This is a genomic window from Prochlorococcus sp. G4PB17 (assembly GCF_059772445.1).
Window position 1 is genome coordinate 1,401,771 of sequence record NZ_CM186288.1, and the last position, 18,860, is coordinate 1,420,630.

An 18,860-nucleotide genomic window follows, 5' to 3' on the forward strand; every position below is an offset into this window, starting at 1 on the left:
AAAGTAGATTTTTCTATTATTTCTCAATCTAGAGATGTAGGATAAGAGTATACAATACTTAAACTACAAAAGGATGTAATAGTTTATGGAGCTTGTAAATCAATGTCTAACAATAAAATTCAAAACTGCAAAAAAGTCTCCGAAAAGTTCTTATTAGATTTGATAAAAATATTGTTTTAATGAGGTAAGGGATTATGAGTAATAGTTGAGCACGAACCAATGAGTAGGCTTGATATGTCTCTTTGATCTAGTTATATAGATTAAATTTATCAATTCATATTCTTTGATAGCAGCTTTTCGTAATTATAGAGCTAATTATTCAACTTATTATTTCTCATGCCAAATAACATGGTGATGTTTATTCTACGATTCTCATATCCTTCTTTGAATTCATAGTTATCAGTTTCATGAAATAAATTTGAATTAAAAACTACAGCCCGATTTTCTTTATAAGGAATAGTTTTTGTGCCTCCTTTGCTTTTTTTAAGCTCTTCTCTGATTCTTTTCTCATCATTATTAAAAGTTTTAAAATCCCATTCTTTTGGTGCTTCTACATCGTATACGATTAAACCACCAGAATCAGAATTTAAGTTTGCTTCGTTAGGAGTAATCCAAAAATTGACATTTACGGCTGCGAAATCTGCGTGTACATTGATGCCTTTAAGAGATGAATTAGATTGTTTAGACCGACTATCATATTTGAAAGCCCAGATTTGGGTAATAGGGTAATCCTTAAATATTTGTGGGAATTTCTTTTTCAGCTCATCTGCTATTTGAAAAATCAAAGGATTAGCTAAACCCTCTTTCAAAAATGCTCCAATATATCCATTTGGTTTAATATCAAACCAAATTGTACTTTCAAGCAGAAATTTACGAAGTGACTCCAGAGCTTTAGGACTTAAGAAATTATCTATATAAGTTAATCCAAACTTATGATTGAAATATTGAGTCGTAATTTTTTCAACGTCTAAAAAATTATTGACTACACCCTTTTCTAATTTATTACCTCCTATATTATGTAGTAAACAATTATAATTAGATTTGAGAAGATTAATATACTTATCACTGAGAGTAATCAATTCAGTTTCAGATGGCCAATTAATCTCACTCGCAATCCTTTTATATAATAAAGCTAGGTCAGTAAACTTTTGAGTTTCATAACCCTTTGATATTAAATATTCAAATTGTTCAATATCATGATCTATTTTGGCTTTACTAATTTTTTCTGATCTAAGTTGATCTAATTCCTTATTCCGTTCACCTCTAAGCAACTTAGCACTTTTTGCAAAATATTTTAGGGATAAGTCATACTCACCTTTTTGAAGGAGTATGACTCCTAGATTACTATGAGCGTCAGCGAAATTTGGATTGAGTTCAATTGCTTTGCGTTGAGATTCCTCTGCTTCTTGTAAATTCCCAAGATCATTCAATATGACTCCTAGATTGCTATGAGTATCAGCACAATTTGGATTGAGTTCACTTGCTTTGCGAGTGTATAATTCTGCCTCCTTTAATTTACCAAGATCATTCAATATGACTCCCAGATTTGAATGAGCACCTGCTAAATTAGGATTTAATTTAATTGCTTTTCGAAATGATAATTCTGCTTCTTTTAGTTTGCGAAGATCAATCATAATATTTCCCAAAGTGTAATAAGCTTTTGCAAAGTTAGGATTAAGTTCAATTGCTTTGCGAATTGATAATTCTGCTTCTTTTAACTTGCCAAGATCTTTTAAAATGATCCCATAATTCGAAAAAACCCTGTGATCATTAAATCCTTGATTGATGCAATGTTGATAATATTTTGCTGCTTCTCGAATATTTCCTTGTGAATGAAATTTAAATGCTTGATAAATGATTTGTTCTTTTGAAGGTGTGGCAGCAGAATGAGTAGTAATAGAAATTTTCTCTTGAATGACTTCTGATCCCAATGGGACTGGGTATGTCTTTATTTTAGTTATTTTTTGATTAGCCTTTTTTCTTTGACTAGATTGATTCATCTATGGCGATTCTATACTGTGATTCTTTGTATTGTAGTACTAACTTCAATGCTTTTTCTGTCTCTACAAAACAATTGTAAATGGAATACTTAATCTATCAAAGTTAAAATTTGTATTCACTTTGATGAGATAGATTTATCTTCTGACAGGCCAAAGCAAAAAAGGTTAATTATTTTCTCTACGTCCAAATAATAAAGTTACATTGATTCTACGATTCTCATATCCTTCTTTGAATTCATAACTATCAGTTTCATGAAATAAATTTGAATTGAAGACAACAGCACGGTTTTCTTTATGTGGAATTACTTTTGTATTACCCTTACTTTTTTTTAGCTCTTCGCGTATTTTCTGCTCATTCTGATTATAAGTTTTGAAATCCCAATCTTTTGGTGCTTCTACATCGTAGACAATTAATCCACCAGAATTAGGACTTAAGTTTGCTGCATTAGGAGTAATCCAAAAATTTACATTTACTGCTGCGAAATCTGCATGAATATTGATGCCTTTAATAGTTGAATTGTTATTTTTATTACGGCTATCGTATTTGTAGGCCCATATTTTGTTTATAGGATAATCTTTGAATATTTTTGGAAATTTTTTTCTTAACTCATTTGCTATTTGAATAATTAAAGGGTTAGCTAAGCCCTCTCCTAAGTATGCTCCGAGGTATCCATTTGGTTTAATATCAAACCAAATTGTACTTCCTAGTAAAAATTCTCGAAGACATTCCAGAGCTTTAGGACTTAAGAAATTATCTATGTAAGTTAAACCAAACTCATGTTCGAAATAATTGTTTGTAATTTTTTCTATATTTAATTCTGGATTAATAACTTTTTCTTTTGACTTAGGTGCTTCTGTTAAATTTATTAAACGATTAAAGCTACTTTTAAGAAGATTTGTATGCTTATTGCTCAAAGAAATTAATTGGGTTTCAGATGGCCAATTAATTTCGGCGGCAACTTTCTTATACAGAATGACTAAATCTTTAAATTTTTTAGTGTCATAATCCTTTGATATTAAATATTCTAATTGCTCAATATCATGTTCTATTTTTGCCTTACTAATCAATTTAAATTTCCAATGATTATTCTCTTCAGCCTTTGCTCCTCTTAGTAATTTAAAACTTTTTGAAAAATATTTCAAAGATAATTCATATTTACCGTTCTCTAGAAGTATTAAACCTAATATTTCATAGGCTTTAGGTAATTCAGGATTCAGTTCACTTGCTTTGTAACTATAGATTTCTGCTTCTTCTAAGTTTCCACGATCTCTCAATATGATTCCCAGATTTAAATACGCCTCTGCGTAATCAGGTTTGATTTCAATTGCTTTGCGAGTAAATAATTCTGCTTCTTGTAAGTTTCCACGATCACTCAATATTCCTCCCAGATTTGAATGCGCCTCTGCTAAATCAGCATTCAGTTCAATTGCTTTGCGAGTAAATAATTCTGCTTCTTGTAAGTTTCCACGATCTCTTAATATTCCTCCTAAATTGGAATGTGCTTTTGCGTAATTAGGATTCAGTTCGATTGCCTTGCGTTGGCATCTTTCTGCTTCCTCAAACTTGCCAAGACTTTTTAAAATCACTCCATAATTAGAAAAAACCCTATGCTCCTTAGATCCTTGATCAATGGCATGTTGATAATATTTTGATGCTTCTAAAATATTTCCCTGAGAATGAAATTTAAAAGCTTGATTAATGATTTGCTCTTTTGAAGCTATCGAACGAGTATTGGTAGAAATAGAAATATTCTCTTTAATTGCTCCTACAGCAAATGGAACTGAGAATGTTTTAACTCTAGTGCCATTTATTTGTTCTTGATCTTGTTTTTCCGACCCCTCCATTTTTTTTTCTACCTTTTAAGTTCAACTATCTTACTACTAATTCTCACCTTGTTTACTTTGCTTGAAATCATTCCTCAACTTATGGAGTACGAACAAAAAAGTAGATTTTTCTATTATTTCTCAACCTAGATATGTAGGATACGAGTATACAAGGCTTAAACTAAAATAAGATTTAATAGTTTATAGAGCTTGCAAATTAATTTCTAAAAATAAAATTTAAAACGGCAAAAAAGTGTACGATAAGTTCTTATTAGAATTGATAAAAACATTGGTTCAATGAGCAAAAGGGATTATAAGTAATAGTTTGTAGGCAATATTTTTCGAATAAAATACAAGAAAAAAATCATTTAATAGAATGAATAATAAAGCTCAATATTGAATATTAGAAACATATTTTTAATTGTTTGGCTAGTAGTTTCATAAGACTCCTTACCTATAAAAAATCTTAGCAGCGGTAATTTTTTTTATAGTTTAAAATATCTGATTGATCGTATTTTAGAAGAAACAAATTAATGCAGTAATTAGCTTGAATAACTTTATATTTATGAAATAATATTTTTTGGTTCGTATAGGTAATTCTCAAACAAAATAGAAAGGCATTTAGGAGAAAGGTGAGTGCGATCATACATATACATATTGTTATTCTCGCCATCTTTGTTAGAAGTTAAATTATAAACATCTAAGAAATATGAATCCCTAGATAAAACTTCCCTTTTTAAAATTCTATTATATAGTTTGATCATTTTAATCCTTTTTAAATCTAATTCATCAGGTAATTCTTTTTTTGTTGGCGAAGGTACACCAAAGTAATATCTTTTTGAGTAAATTGGAGATAGCGTTGTTTCCATATAATCTAAATAACTTTTAATCGTTTTTTCACATACTTCGGCAATATCTTTATTTTTCTTGATTGCGAAAGTAATTATTCCCTCGTTTTTTCTACAATCAATTTCTCCAAAAGAAATAAATACTTTGTTATTATATTTATGATTTTTTATCTGTTGAGTGAGAGAATCTTTCCATTGATTATTTTTTTTATTTCCAAAATGCCATGCTTTCCCACCAGTTATCAAAACTGGTTGAATCTTTTGTATTTGTGACGATATGGATAGAGTTTGATGAGCAAAGGATAGACAATGACTCTCTCCAATATGAGGTATTCTTTCTGAATTAGAATTTTTAATTCCTTTTTCAAGTAGAGGATAGAGTAAAGAAATTAATTGAGAGTAAATCAATGTATGCTTTTTATTCTTTTTATTCTTAATAAAACTCAGACCTCCTTGCTTTATTAATTTATTTGTTTGATTGAGATTTGATAATACTTCTGTGAAATTTCCTTGTAATAAATTAGTTATCGTGACTTGTAATGAGGCCTGTAATTTATCTCCTTGATTGATTGATCTGATTGCGAGTGTAATTTTTGATAAACGGATCAATTCTTTTAACTTTCCAAGATAACTCAATATGATTCCAAGATTATAATGTGCCTCTGCATAATCAGGTTTAAGTTCAATTGCTTTGCGATATGACAATTCTGCGTCTTGTAATTTTCCAAAATCCTTCAATATATTTCCCATATTGTAATGAGCTTCTGCGAAATTAGGTTTAAGTTCAATTGCTTTGCGATATGACAATTCTGCGTCTTGTAATTTTCCAAGATCACTCAAAATATTTCCCAGATTAGAATGAGCATTTGCAAAATCAGGTTTAATTTCAATTGCTTTACGGTAAGACAATTCTGCGTCTTGTAATTTTCCAAGATCACTAAAAATGATTCCTAGATTGTAATGGGCTTCTGCGTAATTAGGTTTAATTTTAATTGCTTTTCGGTAAGACAATTCTGCGTCTTGTAATTTTCCAAAATCTTTCAAAATATTTCCAAGATTATAATGAGCTTCAGTAAAATCTGGTTTAATTTCAATTGCTTTACGGTAAGATAATTCTGCATTTTTTAACTTTCCAAGGTCTTTAAATATGATTCCTAAATTATAATGAGCTTCGACGTAATCAGGTTTTATTTCAATTGCTTTGCGTTGTGATAATGCTGCTTCTTTTAACTTGCCAATATCGCTCAATATATTTCCTAGATTAGAATGAGCATTTGCGAAATCAGGTTTAACTTCAATTGCTTTACGGTATGACAATTCAGCATCTTTTAATTTTCCAAGATCACTCAATATGATTCCTAGGTTGTAATGGGCTTCTGCGTAATCAGGTTTAATTTTAATTGCTTTGCGGCATGACAATTCAGCGTCTTTTGATTTTCCAAGATCATTCAATATTTTTCCATAATTGGACAAAACCCTATGGTCTTTGAAACCTTGATTTATGAAATATTTATAATATTTTGCTGCTGCTTGGATGTTTCCTTGTAAGTGAAAACTAAAAGCTTGCTTGATTAATTTTTCTTTAGAATCTTTCGTAGGAGCATTAGTCATATTTTCTTGATTTTCCTTGAAAGGAAATGGAACGGGGAATGTAGTTATACAGATTTTCTTTTTCCCAGGGTCTTTGTAACCAGATTGTTCCATATATATCTTTCTATTTTTTGTTACAAGCTATTTTACTACTCATTCTTCAATCCTTGTTGTTTTTTTTGAGTATCATAAAGTATCATTATCTTTGGATTAGTCCCTAAAATATCTCTATATATTAATGCCGTCTTAGCAAAGTATTATTTAGCTTATGATCATTACTTATTAGCTTTTAATAGTATTTGAATAATATTAAAATCGTTAATTTTTCTGGTTTGGATCAATTATCTTGAATTTTTTTAATGGAAGTATTGAGTGGGAATACTAAAGACTTCATAATCGTAGCTATAGAATGGTAATTGTATTTCATCCTACCTGCCCCGTCGGGTTTAAATCATAACGGAATAAAGATATTTAACTATTTTTTCTTTTAACAGATTCAACTCTAAAATGGTATTAGTGATTTTATAAAAGATATTGAAAAAATATAAACGATTGATTCTAATTTTGTCATTTTTCTTTTTGCTAATTTATGAGCTTGAATCTCATAAAAAAGCATTTGCAGAAAAAAAACAATACACAAGTGATAGTGTCAAGCATTATAATATTGGAAATTCTAAGTTGAAAAGTAAGAAATATATTGAGGCAATAGAAGAATATACAAAAGCAATTCAATTATATCAAGATTTTTCAATGGCATATACAAATAGGGGGATAGCAAGAAAGAAATTAGGATATTTTAAAGATGCAATAAAAGACTATAATAAAGCATTAGAAATAAACTCTACTAACTTTAATGCTTATTATAATCGAGGTCTTGCAAAGTTTGAAATTAAGAAATATAGGGAGTCAATCAAGGATTATGATCAAGCAATCTTAATCAATTCTAAATATTCTCGTTTCTTTTACAATAGAGCTCTTAGTAAACTTGCAGTTAAAGAAAAGAAAAATGCTTGTTTAGATTTTGCAAGATCATTATCTATGAATAATAAAAAAGTGATCGATTTAATCACTAATGATCATAAAGTTGTATGTCCTGATATTTTTAAATAAAAGATCTAAAGAATTCAGAGAGTAAATAAAAGATAATTTTTACATTTTTTCTAATATAGATTCTCTTATAAGCAATATTGTAACCACATATTATGTGGGCAATACATTCGATCTTATGACTTCCTTATTGCACTTTATTTACACTAGAAACTATTCAGTAGGGATTGTTTTAACTATCCAAATCTAGTTATAGACTTTCAATAGAAGTTCTCCTAAGTACGGTCTTATAACAAAGGAAAATAGTCACAAACTAGTTATACATATTACTATACATTTCTATCTGAGAGTTATTAGATTGCTGATTTTCTCTCTACTTTGGATTTTCATTTTTATTTATTACCTCATAAGAATTTATTTATAACTTTTCAACCCATAGGTAGTGAAGAAAAGGTAGGATGGTTTTTTAAATTTTGTTTTAGTACATTTCTTATTATGAAAATGAGAAAAGTTGCTATTATCTTCTTCTTTTTTTTAATCCATTTAGGGCAACTAACATTCACTTTATCTAAATCTATGCTTGCAAATAATATATTAGTAGTGACCAAAAAAGAACTAAATATTTTATCTGCTAATTCTTATATAAAGGAAGGACTTAGCAAAGGCAAAAATGGCAAGTATAAAGAAGCAATTTGGGCTTTTAGTCAGGCAATTTATATTGATGAATTACATTTCATTGCTTATTACAATAGAGGTTTTGCAAAGATGAATTTGAAAAATTATGAAGGAGCAATTTCTGATTATAATCACGCTATAGAGATTAATCCTGAGTATGCAATTGCATACTTTAATCGTGGTGTTGCTAAATATTATTTAGATGATTATGAAGGGGCAATTTCTGATTACAGTAAATCTATAGAACTTCAAATTGATGATGCTGATATTTATCTAAATCGTGGTTTAATTTATTTTGAAATGGGGAATGATAAACTTGCTTGCCAAGATTTTAAGAAAGCAGCATCACTAGGTAATCAATTCTTATTATCATGGTTAAACAGTGATGATGCTGAACGATGCTTAAGCAGTCCATCTGATATTAAGAGTGTATTCCTTTTAATGAGTACTTTATAATCACTAATCATCTACCCAAGAAATAGTGATTATCTTTTAATTTACTTTTAATAAGTGAACTAAAAACACTAAAGTAGAATTAGCTGGAATCTTTTCACCTTTATTTTGATTACCATATGCAAGTTCAGGTGGAATAATTAATTTTCGGATCCCCCCTTCTTTCATATTCTTCAATCCTTTATCCCAACCTTTTATAACTTTTCCCTGTCCAATAGTGAATGAAAAAAAAGAAGCTCTTGCATAACTAGTATCAAATTCTATGCCGTCTGCGTTTTTACCTATGTACTCTACAAAAATATAATCTTTTTCGCTCGCAGTACGACCTTTTCCAATTATTAAGTCACATATAAAGAAACCAGGAGAAATTTCTTTTTTGTTTTCCTTACATTTTGTTTGGTTTTCAGATGTAATCTTTAGTATTTTATTCTTCATCTCTTTTCTTTCAATAGGCGTTAATTTACCTATTTCTTTTTCATATGCTAATTTCATTAGTTGCTTCTTAACTTCTTTCAAACAATAGTTATAAACAATTTCGTAATTTTCTAGGTAATTAGGATCATTGAAAGGTATATATGAACTTGCGTGGTTTTTGCAAAATGCAACTTCTTCGGAAATAGTATTACTTTTTACTTCGTATTTATTTAAAAAATAAATTGGAATCAAACACATCATTACAACTGATAATCCTGCTTTCCATTTTGAAAAACCATGAATAATATTTTTTGAGATTATACTATTACTTATCTCTTTATTTAAAATCATGCTAAAAAAGTACCTTTTAAAATAATTATAATGTATAAAATTCATTTGAAATCTAAAGTCGTTCACTATCGCAAAAACTATCTTATAAAGATCGTTGCCTGTAAAGAATTAGAATATTGTTCTTCCTTCAATGATTCAAAATTTGGTTTTACAAACCCAAAATTGATACATTGCTCTAAAAGTGTTTGGTTGCTGCTCTTCAAATTTACTCCAGTTATCTAAATTTGTTAGTACTTTATCTTCTGGAAAATATTTTTTATAGAGTGATTTGATTGGTTCCTTAAGTTGAAATCCAAGAAACTTCAATTGATTAGATTCAAGAGTATTTTTAAGTTCCCTAATGTTAAATCTATGTTCTTGAGTGTGAAAGCAAAGATCACGGAATTCAGATAATGAATAAAAGTCTATAAATGTTTGCAGTGAATTTAACTTTTTTAATCTACCTGACAAAATTTTATTCCTGAAATCTTGAATACTTATTCTATTAGCTTCAAATGTTTGGTCCGCAATATATTTTCTTGCTTTAATAACATCTTGTCTTCCTAGTTGACTATATAATCCTAACTTCATAAATCCGTTAGGTTTTAAAACATTCACTAATTCTTTTAATCCCTTTTTAGGATTATTCATATGGTGTAAAACACCACCACATTCAATAATGTCAAATCGTTCTTTTAGTAAATAAATTTCTAAGATATCCATTTGTATTAGATCAACATTATCAATTCCAATTTCATTAATTTTTCTTTGAGCATAAGAAAGACTAGATAAACTTAGGTCAATACCCGTAATATGTGCATTCATATATCTCTGTGTCTGCAAAATTTGGTTACCTGTGCCACAACCAGCAACGAGAACTTTTATTTTCTTATTTGTACAAACATGACTAATATAATTAGGCTTTATTTCATTATTAATTGCATTACGAATAGATAATTTTTTCGGATGACTTCCATATCTCCATCTTGGATATGGATTTTCTTCGTACTGAGATTTTACTTTTTGAGAAATAATATCTTTAATTGAACCTAATTTTTTAATTTTTTTAGTCAATTCTAATTCTTCTAAAGGTTCTGAGATTTGTGTTCTTAAAAGTTCGTTAAAGCTAGGAATAGAGGAATTGTAAGATTTTATTAATGGAACCTGATCAATAATGGTATATAATGGATAGTAACAAGCAATAATAGAAATATTGATTTCATTTATTGAGCCTTTTTTAGATATATTGAGAAGTTTTTTAATTGCAATTTTCTCTGCTTTTGACATTGAGTAAACATATTCATTTAGGAAGCATTGTTCTGCTAATCCAATTATCAATTCTATTTGATTAATATATTTATCAACATTATTGCATATCTTAGCTCTTAACATGATTAGATTATCTTCTAATTCTGGATCTTGAAATATAATTTTTTTAAGACTATTAATTATGACTCTATTACTTACTAACGATTCTAAGTGTGATTTATCTGAATCCAATTTACTTAGATTATCTATTAGTTCCTTTTTATATAAAAAATTAAATACATTAAATAGATTTATATGTGATATATCATTCCTATCTAGTAGTAAATTGAATAAACTTTTTAAGTTTTTTTTATTTAACTTGGCTAGATCATTATCTTGTAAAAAATCAGATATTTTAATATAGAGATTAGGAATATCTTGCTTAATTGTTAGTGCCTTTAGATAATAATTTAATGCCTCTTCAAATTTTCCTATATCTTTTAATACATTTGCCAGGTTGTAATGAGCATTAGCAAATTCAGGATTTATTTTTATAGCTTTTCGTTGTGCTGCTTCAGCTTCAATTAACTTACCAGATTCTTTTAACAAGTTTCCAAGATTTGAATAAGCAATGGCAAAGCTAGGATTAATTTCAATTGCTTTACGTTGCGCTATTTCTGCTTCTTCTAATTTACCTATTTCCTTTAAAATTATTCCTAGATTGGAATAGGCAACGGCAAAGCTAGGATTAATTTCAATTGCTTTGCTAATCAATTCTTCTGCTTTTTGATATTCTCCAAGATCTTTGAATATGAGTCCAAGGTTACAATAAGCATTTGCTAATTTAGGATTTATTTCAATTGCTTTTCGTAGAGAAAATTTAGCCTCTTGATAATGACCTAGTTCTCTCAAGATGTCACCTAATAGCGCGTGAGCATAAGATAAATCCGGATTCAATTCGATTGCTTTGCGAGTTGATAATTCTGCTTCTTTTAATCTCTTAAGATCTTTCAATATGCCACCTAGGTTCACATGAGCAGCGATGAATTTTGGATTAAGTTCAATAGCTTTACAAGTAGATAATTCTGCTTCTTTAAGTCTGCCAAGCTTTATTAATACTAATCCTAGATTACAATGAGCATTTGCAAATCCAGGATTAATTTCAATTGCTTTTCGTTGTGCTAATTCTGCTTCTTGCAACTTACCTAAATCTTTTAAGATTATTCCATAATTAGAAAAGACTCTCGGGTCATTTCCTCCCTGATTAATATAATCTTGATAAGTTTTGAAGGCTTCTTGAGTATTTCCGATTGAATGAAGCTTAAATGCTTGATTTAGGACTTGTTCTTTAGAAAAGCTGGAAGGGATATTGAAGCTATCAGAAAAACTTTTGTTGATTATTTTGAAATGAAATGGAACTGGAAATGTTTTTACTTTCGAAACGTTCTTGCTTTTTTTTTGATGATTTCTAGATTCCTCCATCCTTGAGCGACTTTATGTTGATAATTATTTTACTACTGATCACCAAGTTATTAATTCGTTTCATACATATAAAGAAGAACTCTTATGTAATGATTTACTTAAATATTACTATGATAAAAATGACTTACTAAAATTTTTAATCTCTTTTTCAAGTTCCTTGGATACCCTCATCATTACTTCATTCCAATTACCTTGTTCTTTTTGTCGGAATAATTTCATTGTGGGATACCAAAATGTACTCTCACCATCATCACCCCATCTCCATTCTGGGTATTGCTTCAGAAGTATCCAAATTGGTTTTCCCATTCCTCCAGCTAAATGAGCAATTGCAGTATCAGAAGTAATAATTACATCACAATTTTCAATGATAGACGCATTTTCAAGGAAATCCCAAATAGTATTAACTTGATCTTGGCATTCAACAAATTTATTGTGAAATGAGCAATCATTTAATTGCTCTGCACCAAACCCTTTTTGTAGTGATAAGAATTTGAAATTATTTTTTTCAGTAAGACATGAGAAAGCTTCTAGAGGTAAAGAGCGCCCTTTTTGGTAATTTTTTTCTGCATTTGGATTTCCTTGCCAATTAATACCAATAATTGGTTTTTTTTCCTCTGAGAGTATTTTTTTCCATTTTTTAGTTAATTCATTATTTGAGTAGATGTATGGCTTAGATACGATTGGATTTGTTGGGCTGACTTCTAGAAATCTAGGCAATGACAATAGTGGGATCCATTTACCTTCTGAAACTTTTTTCGCTTGAGCTGGTGTTATTGGATTTTGGTCAATAGCTGATGATTTTATTATGGTATGAAGTTTTTGTTGCGGACAAAAAGAAACATTGAAACCTAACTTTTTTAAATAAGGTATGTAGCGCATATATTGAAGCGTGTCTCCTATGCCTTGCTCACTAACAACTAATAGTTTTTCTCCTTTCTGTAATTTTTCAGTATTTAATTTCTTGATTGTTGTTTGGACATGAGGAATTGTTGGTTTCTTTTTTTTGAATCTAAACTCATAATTCTCTAAACCAGAGTGATAATTTCCTTGTAGGAGTTGTATCAATGAAAGATTATAATAAGCATCTGCATAATCAGGCTGAAGGTTAATAGCCATGCGAAGTGATAATTCTGCTTCCTCTAATTTTCCTACATCTATCAGGATTGATCCCAGATTGGAATGAAGTATTCCGTGGTTAGGATTCAATTCAATGGCTTTACGACTAAACAATTCTGCTTCTTCTAATTTGCCAAGAGTTTTCAAGATGGACCCTAGATTAGAATGAATTATTGCTGAGTCAGGGTTAAGTTTGATGGCTTCTCGCAGGGCTAATTCTGCTTCTTCTAATTTGCCAAGAGCATTTAAAATATCTGCTAGATTTGAGTGAAATTCTGCTTTGTCAGGTTTAATGGCAATTGCTTTGTGAAGTAACAATTCAGCTTCTTTTAATTTACCAATACCTTCCAATATGCGGCTGAGATTCGCATAAACTCTATGGTCATTAGAACCATTGTCAATTAAATACTGATAATACTTTGCCGCTTCTGCTGTATTTCCTTGTGAATGGCAGTTAAACGCTTGATAAATTATTTGTTCTTTAGAAAGAATATTTTCTATATCAATAGAAATATTATCTTTCATTGTTTCTGTCGAATATGAAACTGGGTATGTAGTTACTTCCGTTACTTGTTTACTTCTTGTCTGTTTTTTAGCAGATTTCTCCATCTTTATTTTTTGGACTTTTTATTTATTGGAATTTTACTAATAAAATCAAAATCATGTTAATGTATTACATTACAAAAATTTTCTCTTTTTATGATATTTTAATATCTGTTTATATTTATTTATCAGGAAACATATGAATTACTATATATCAATATATATTCAAATATGGTTTGAATTAATTTAGTAAATTCTTACTTATTAATTTTCTTTTTTTTTGCTTTTTGCTAAATCAAAGACTAAACATATCCGCTCTTCTGAACTTTTAAACGGAATAGTATGATGGAATAAAGATGAAGGGAATATACAAATATCTCTGGTTTCTATTTTTTTAATTGTTGAATTGAATTTTTTTCCTTTTGTCGGATATTCAGGACCTTGATAGCTAAAAGAAATATTTCCCGAATTATCATTGATATTACTTTTGGGAACATTAAGGTAAAAACTTCCTGTAATCCATCCATATCTATGATTATGAGGTTTTATAAAACCTCCAGTTTTCATAGAAAGTATCCATGATCGAAGAGTATAATTTGTAGGCCAATTTTTGATGAAACCTTCTTCGGTATTTTTAAATCTCTCTTTGTAAAGTTCAATAGAAACTTCCAGGGCATTTTTTAGTGACTTAATAAATGGATAGTCTAATAAAAATAAGTTCCCTGTACTTTGCGAGGCTTGATGAATAAGTGATTGAGGCTTCGTTTTCAATTCATCACTTTTTATATAGGAAATGAGTTGGTTGAAATCTTTCTCATTAAATAAGACTTCATTTATTTTCTCTACCATTACATACTGAATTGCATCATTGCAAAAATCTGAATCAAAATTATTTTCATAAATAATATTGGAGTGTTCAATAATGCCACTCATATCAGCATTACAGATTTTCCTTGAAGAAAGCTCTTTATATTTCTGCTCAAACTCTCTTTTTTTATCAAGACATAACAAACAACCAAGATATAAACTTTGACAGTTATCAGAGTTATCTCGACGGAGATATTTTATTGCTAAATCATATTTTTTATCAAGATAAAAGCGCCTAGCTAATTCTTCAATTGCACTCGTAAAGTTAGGTTCTAATTCAATAGCTTTGCTAAGCGATATTTCTGCTTCTTGTGGATTGCCAAGATTTATTAATATCATTCCCAGGTGGTAATGAGCTATCGATAAATTAGGTTTAAGCTCAATAACTTTTCTTATTGATAACTCTGCTTCTTTCAATTTACCAAGATCTTGTAATATCTTTGCTAAATTTGCATATGCCTCTGTGTAATTGGATTTAAGCTCAATAACTTTTCTTATTGATAATTCTGCTTCTTCTAATTTGCCTAGTTGGTGCAATATATTCCCAAGATTGTAATAAGCATCAGCAAAATCTGTCTTATATTTAATAGCTTTACGTATTAATAATTCTGCTTCTTTTAATTTACCAAGACTTTTGAGAATAACTCCATAGTTAGAAAAAACTCTAGGATCGTTATAACCTTGAGAAATAATAAATTTATAAAGTTTTGCTGCCTCTGTAATATTCCCTTTTAAATGATATGTTATTGCTTGATTAATCTTTTCTTCTATTGAAATTTTGTTGTTTAAATTAGTATCAATATTTTCTCTGATTTGATTTAAATTTAGCATCACTGGGAATGTATTCACCATATAACCTTTATTCTTTTTTCGATTTCTTTGATTAGATTCCTCCATTTTCTATTTTTAATTTGTTTTGAGATTTATTTTACTACTAACACTATTTTTATTTATAGTTTTTTTAGAAAAATTTTTTTATTTGATTTTAATCAGCTTTTTTTGATACCCAAAATCTATAGCAACCTCTGAAAGTAATAGGATGGAGCTTTTCAAACTTTTCCCAATTATATAGATTTGTTTGCAACCTATCTTCTGGAAAATAGTTTTGATATAGACTTTTAACTTCTTGAGTTATTAAGAAACCAAGAAATTTTAATTCATGTGAATCAAAGATTTTTTTTAATTCAGGAATGGTAAATCTATGTTCTTTCGAATGGAAGCAGAGATCCCGACAGGCGGATAGTGTATAAAAATCTGGACTTGATAATAATGAATTTATCTCTACTGATTTTCTTGTAAAAATTGTTTTTCTAAATGAGCGAATATCATTTTTATTAGCTTTAAGTTTTTTATTTAAAATATAATTCCTTGCTTTTACTATATCTTGTCTAGCTATTTCACTATATAAGCCTATTTTTAGAAAACCATTATCATTTAATACATTGATTAATGATTTTAATCCTTTTAACGGATCATCCATATGGTGCAAGACCCCATCACATTCGATAATATCAAATTTTTTTTTCAGTAAGGATACTTCTAAAATATCCATTTCAAATAACTTGACATTTATGATTCCAAGCTCATTAATTTTTCTTTGTGCATAAGATAGACTAGAAGAACTTAAATCTATTGCTGTTATTTCAGCATTTTTATATCTTTGAGCTTCTAATATTTGATTCCCTGTTCCACAACCTGCTATTAAAATTTTGATCTCATTTTCTATTTCTTTCGATTTTATAAGGTTAGGTTTTATTCCAACGTTAATTATTTGTGTATGAGAGGCATTTAAGTCTTTATACGGATTTCCATATCTCCATCTAGGATATGGGTTTTCTTCATATTGTGATTTTACTTTTTGGGAAATCTTATCTTTAATAGAACCTACTTTTTTTATTTTTTTAGATAATTCAATTTCTTTCAAAGGTTCTGATATTTGCAAATTCATTAGCTTTAAGAAGTTTTTATCTGTTGAACTATTTTGTTGTAAATTTTTTATTTTATCTAGAAGTTTATATAATGGAAAATAACATGCTATAATTGATATATATGATTTAGTTATATGTCCACAATTACATCTATTAATAATTTTTTTGATATCATTATCTTCTTTAATACTCATACAAAAGATATATTCATTGAAGAAACATTGTTCTGCTATAGCTATAATAAATTGTAATTGTAAGTAGTTAATTTGTTTTTTATTATTAGCTATTAAACTACTAAACTCTTCTCTAACTTTAGATAAGAAACTTTCCCATTCATAGTCTCTAAAAGTAATTTTTTTTACCCCAATAACTAGTAATTCGTCTTTTATTAATTCTTCAAAAGTTTCATTGTCTATTAATTTCGATTTATTATCAAAAGTTTTTAATTTATCTTGATATAAATAATTAAAAGCTTTGTATATTTCTTTGGGAGGTATATCATTTCTTTTTAATAACATAATTAAAATAGTCCTTAACCTTTTTTTATCAAATTTTGAAGGGTCTGCATCCCTCAAAAATCTTGATGTTATAGCATAATATTCTGATCTCTTGCTATCAATTTCAATAGCTCTCAAATAACAACTGAGTGCTTCTTCTGATTTTCCTAGTTCGGTTAAGATTGTGCCAAAAAGTATATGAGCAATTGAAAGGTTATCTTCATTTGTAATTGCTTTACGTATAGATACTTCTGCTTCTTTTAAATTACCTATGTCTACTAGTGTCGAAGCCAGTTCGTAATGCGCTATTGCTAAACCTGGTTTATATCGTACCGCTTTTCGGAAATTGATCTCAGCTTCTTTTAAATTACCACTCTCTCTCAATATTGTTCCTAAATTATAATAAGCTTTAGCATAACTAGAATCTAGTTTAATAGCTTTACGAGTAAATTTCTCAGCTTCTTTTAAATTACCAATTGCTTTCAAAATTGTTCCTAAATTATAATGAGCTATTGCCATCTGAGGGTTGATTTGAATTGCATTGCGAGTTTGTATTTCAGCTTCTCTGAAATTATTGAGATTTTTTAGGATAACTCCATAGTTTGCAAAAATTCTTGGATCTTTTGACCCTTGACTAATGCAAATTTGATAATATTTTTTTGCCTGCTCAATATTTCCTTCTGAATGAAACTTAAGTGCTTTAGTAATGTTTTCTTGTTTACTTGACTTAGAGTTTAATTCAATACAATTACTAGTATTTTTTTGATTTTCTTCTTCCGAAAATGGGATAGGAAAGGTTATAACCTTCTCAATTTGTTTTGAGTTTCTGTTTCCTGATTCGTTCATCTATCTCTTTTTCTATCCTCTTATTTTTTATTTTACTATCAATACCAAAATTATTTTAACTTTTATTATTTTCCTCCATTACAAAATCGAAGTGAATTGGAAGCACTCTCACAGCTCGCTTGCCTTTCCTCAACACGTTCAAAAGTGAGGATTTTTGGTCTTTCGAATACAAATCTAATGCTGTTGCACTAAGAGTAAGATCCATGCAGAAACGATCTTGGAGGTCAATTGGATAATGCCATAAGCAAGCATAACTTTTCTGTTATTGCCATAGTTTTTTCGCCTCTTGATTGTTGTTAGTCATTGGATTAAAGTTAGATTCCTAAAATTTACCTCATAAATCCGATTTTATTTCTCAAATAGTGTGGAGAAAACAGTTCTGAATTCTTTCGAACTCAAAATATGCATAAAAAAGTCCCTTGTAAAAATTAAGCGGTTTTTTATGAGATAAGACGCAAGTATTCCCTTGTTTCCACTGGGGATTTTCCCAACTCCTACTGAAAGAAATTTATATTCACAGGAAAAGGATCCCTACATAGAGCAGGTTATTTTCGAGCTTATCACATATGTTGATTTTCAAATTGAAGCATTAAAAAAGCACCCTGCTTATATGAAGTGGGGTGCTTTAATAACAGAACGATTGTGTGAGGAGTTGTCCTGTTAATTAATTGTTACGCATATGAGGACTTTTTGTCACTATCAAAAAGCAAAATGACTTATATTAATAAGAATTACTTGTTTTTTAATCGTTGATCTTTCTTAGTCTTCTGCATTTTCAAACTGTTTTGCTAATTTAAATCCTTTTCGGATAATTAAATATATTCCATATAAGCCAGCAACTAATGGAAGAATAATATAAGGATTAGGACTGTAGTTGGAATAATCTTTTACACCATCAACATACTCAATACCTGAGCATTTTAAAAATAGAAAACTTGTAAAGATGATGCCCCAGCCAAATATTGAGAGAATTCCTCCTTTTTTATCACCTTCATAAAATCTGTCTAATCCCCACCCCCATCCGATAGCAAGGATAACTCCTCTTGTAATTGCATTTTTTTCTTGCTTGCGAAGCATCGTCTTTGTTTGGTTATGTTCGCAATGAACATAACTGAATTATCCTTGTTTTGCAGAATTTGATTAGAAAATATA

The 18,860-nt window shown here is 29.0% G+C and carries 11 protein-coding genes; 2 read left to right on the top strand and 9 right to left on the bottom strand.

The annotated features are described in order from the left end of the window. Positions 1–311: 311 nt before the first annotated feature. From AC6EJB_RS08060 to AC6EJB_RS08070, 3 genes are all read right to left on the bottom strand, one after another. Complete coding sequence (locus AC6EJB_RS08060; protein ID WP_498490837.1) at positions 312–2,000, bottom strand: tetratricopeptide repeat protein; 1,689 nt, start codon at positions 1,998–2,000, stop codon at positions 312–314. Between the two features lie 165 nt (positions 2,001–2,165). Next, positions 2,166–3,845 carry a tetratricopeptide repeat protein gene (locus AC6EJB_RS08065; protein WP_498490838.1) on the bottom strand — a complete coding sequence of 560 codons (1,680 nt, stop codon included), beginning with the start codon at positions 3,843–3,845 and terminating at the stop codon, positions 2,166–2,168. A 542-nt stretch (positions 3,846–4,387) separates the two neighbouring features. Continuing rightward, on the bottom strand, positions 4,388–6,283 hold the full coding sequence (locus tag AC6EJB_RS08070) for a tetratricopeptide repeat protein (protein ID WP_498490839.1): 1,896 nt from the start codon (positions 6,281–6,283) through the stop codon (positions 4,388–4,390). Positions 6,284–6,826: 543 nt separating this feature from the next. Here AC6EJB_RS08070 and AC6EJB_RS08075 point away from each other — a divergent pair. Further along, entirely contained in the window at positions 6,827–7,372 is a 546-nt protein-coding gene (locus AC6EJB_RS08075; RefSeq protein ID WP_498490840.1) for a tetratricopeptide repeat protein, read from the top strand. Between the two features lie 438 nt (positions 7,373–7,810). Then, positions 7,811–8,440 (top strand): tetratricopeptide repeat protein, encoded by a 630-nt coding sequence (locus tag AC6EJB_RS08080; protein WP_498490841.1) that lies wholly within the window; start codon positions 7,811–7,813, stop codon positions 8,438–8,440. Positions 8,441–8,476: 36 nt separating this feature from the next. On the opposite strand, the gene AC6EJB_RS08085 is transcribed toward AC6EJB_RS08080, so the two are convergent. From AC6EJB_RS08085 to AC6EJB_RS08110, 6 genes are all read right to left on the bottom strand, one after another. Next, the gene (locus tag AC6EJB_RS08085) at positions 8,477–9,202 is read right to left on the bottom strand and encodes an FKBP-type peptidyl-prolyl cis-trans isomerase (RefSeq protein WP_498490842.1); all 726 of its coding nucleotides are present in this window, start codon (positions 9,200–9,202) and stop codon (positions 8,477–8,479) included. A gap of 135 nt (positions 9,203–9,337) precedes the next feature. After that, positions 9,338–11,911, bottom strand: coding sequence for a tetratricopeptide repeat protein (locus tag AC6EJB_RS08090; RefSeq protein ID WP_498490843.1), 2,574 nt, complete (start codon positions 11,909–11,911; stop codon positions 9,338–9,340). A gap of 108 nt (positions 11,912–12,019) precedes the next feature. Continuing rightward, complete coding sequence (locus tag AC6EJB_RS08095) at positions 12,020–13,636, bottom strand: tetratricopeptide repeat protein (RefSeq protein ID WP_498490844.1); 1,617 nt, start codon at positions 13,634–13,636, stop codon at positions 12,020–12,022. Between the two features lie 198 nt (positions 13,637–13,834). After that, positions 13,835–15,334 (bottom strand): tetratricopeptide repeat protein, encoded by a 1,500-nt coding sequence (locus tag AC6EJB_RS08100; protein WP_498490845.1) that lies wholly within the window; start codon positions 15,332–15,334, stop codon positions 13,835–13,837. Positions 15,335–15,422: 88 nt separating this feature from the next. Beyond that, complete coding sequence (locus tag AC6EJB_RS08105) at positions 15,423–17,708, bottom strand: tetratricopeptide repeat protein (protein ID WP_498490846.1); 2,286 nt, start codon at positions 17,706–17,708, stop codon at positions 15,423–15,425. A 759-nt stretch (positions 17,709–18,467) separates the two neighbouring features. After that, positions 18,468–18,785, bottom strand: a complete 318-nt coding sequence (locus AC6EJB_RS08110; protein WP_498490847.1) for a hypothetical protein — start codon at positions 18,783–18,785, stop codon at positions 18,468–18,470. Positions 18,786–18,860 lie beyond the last annotated feature (75 nt).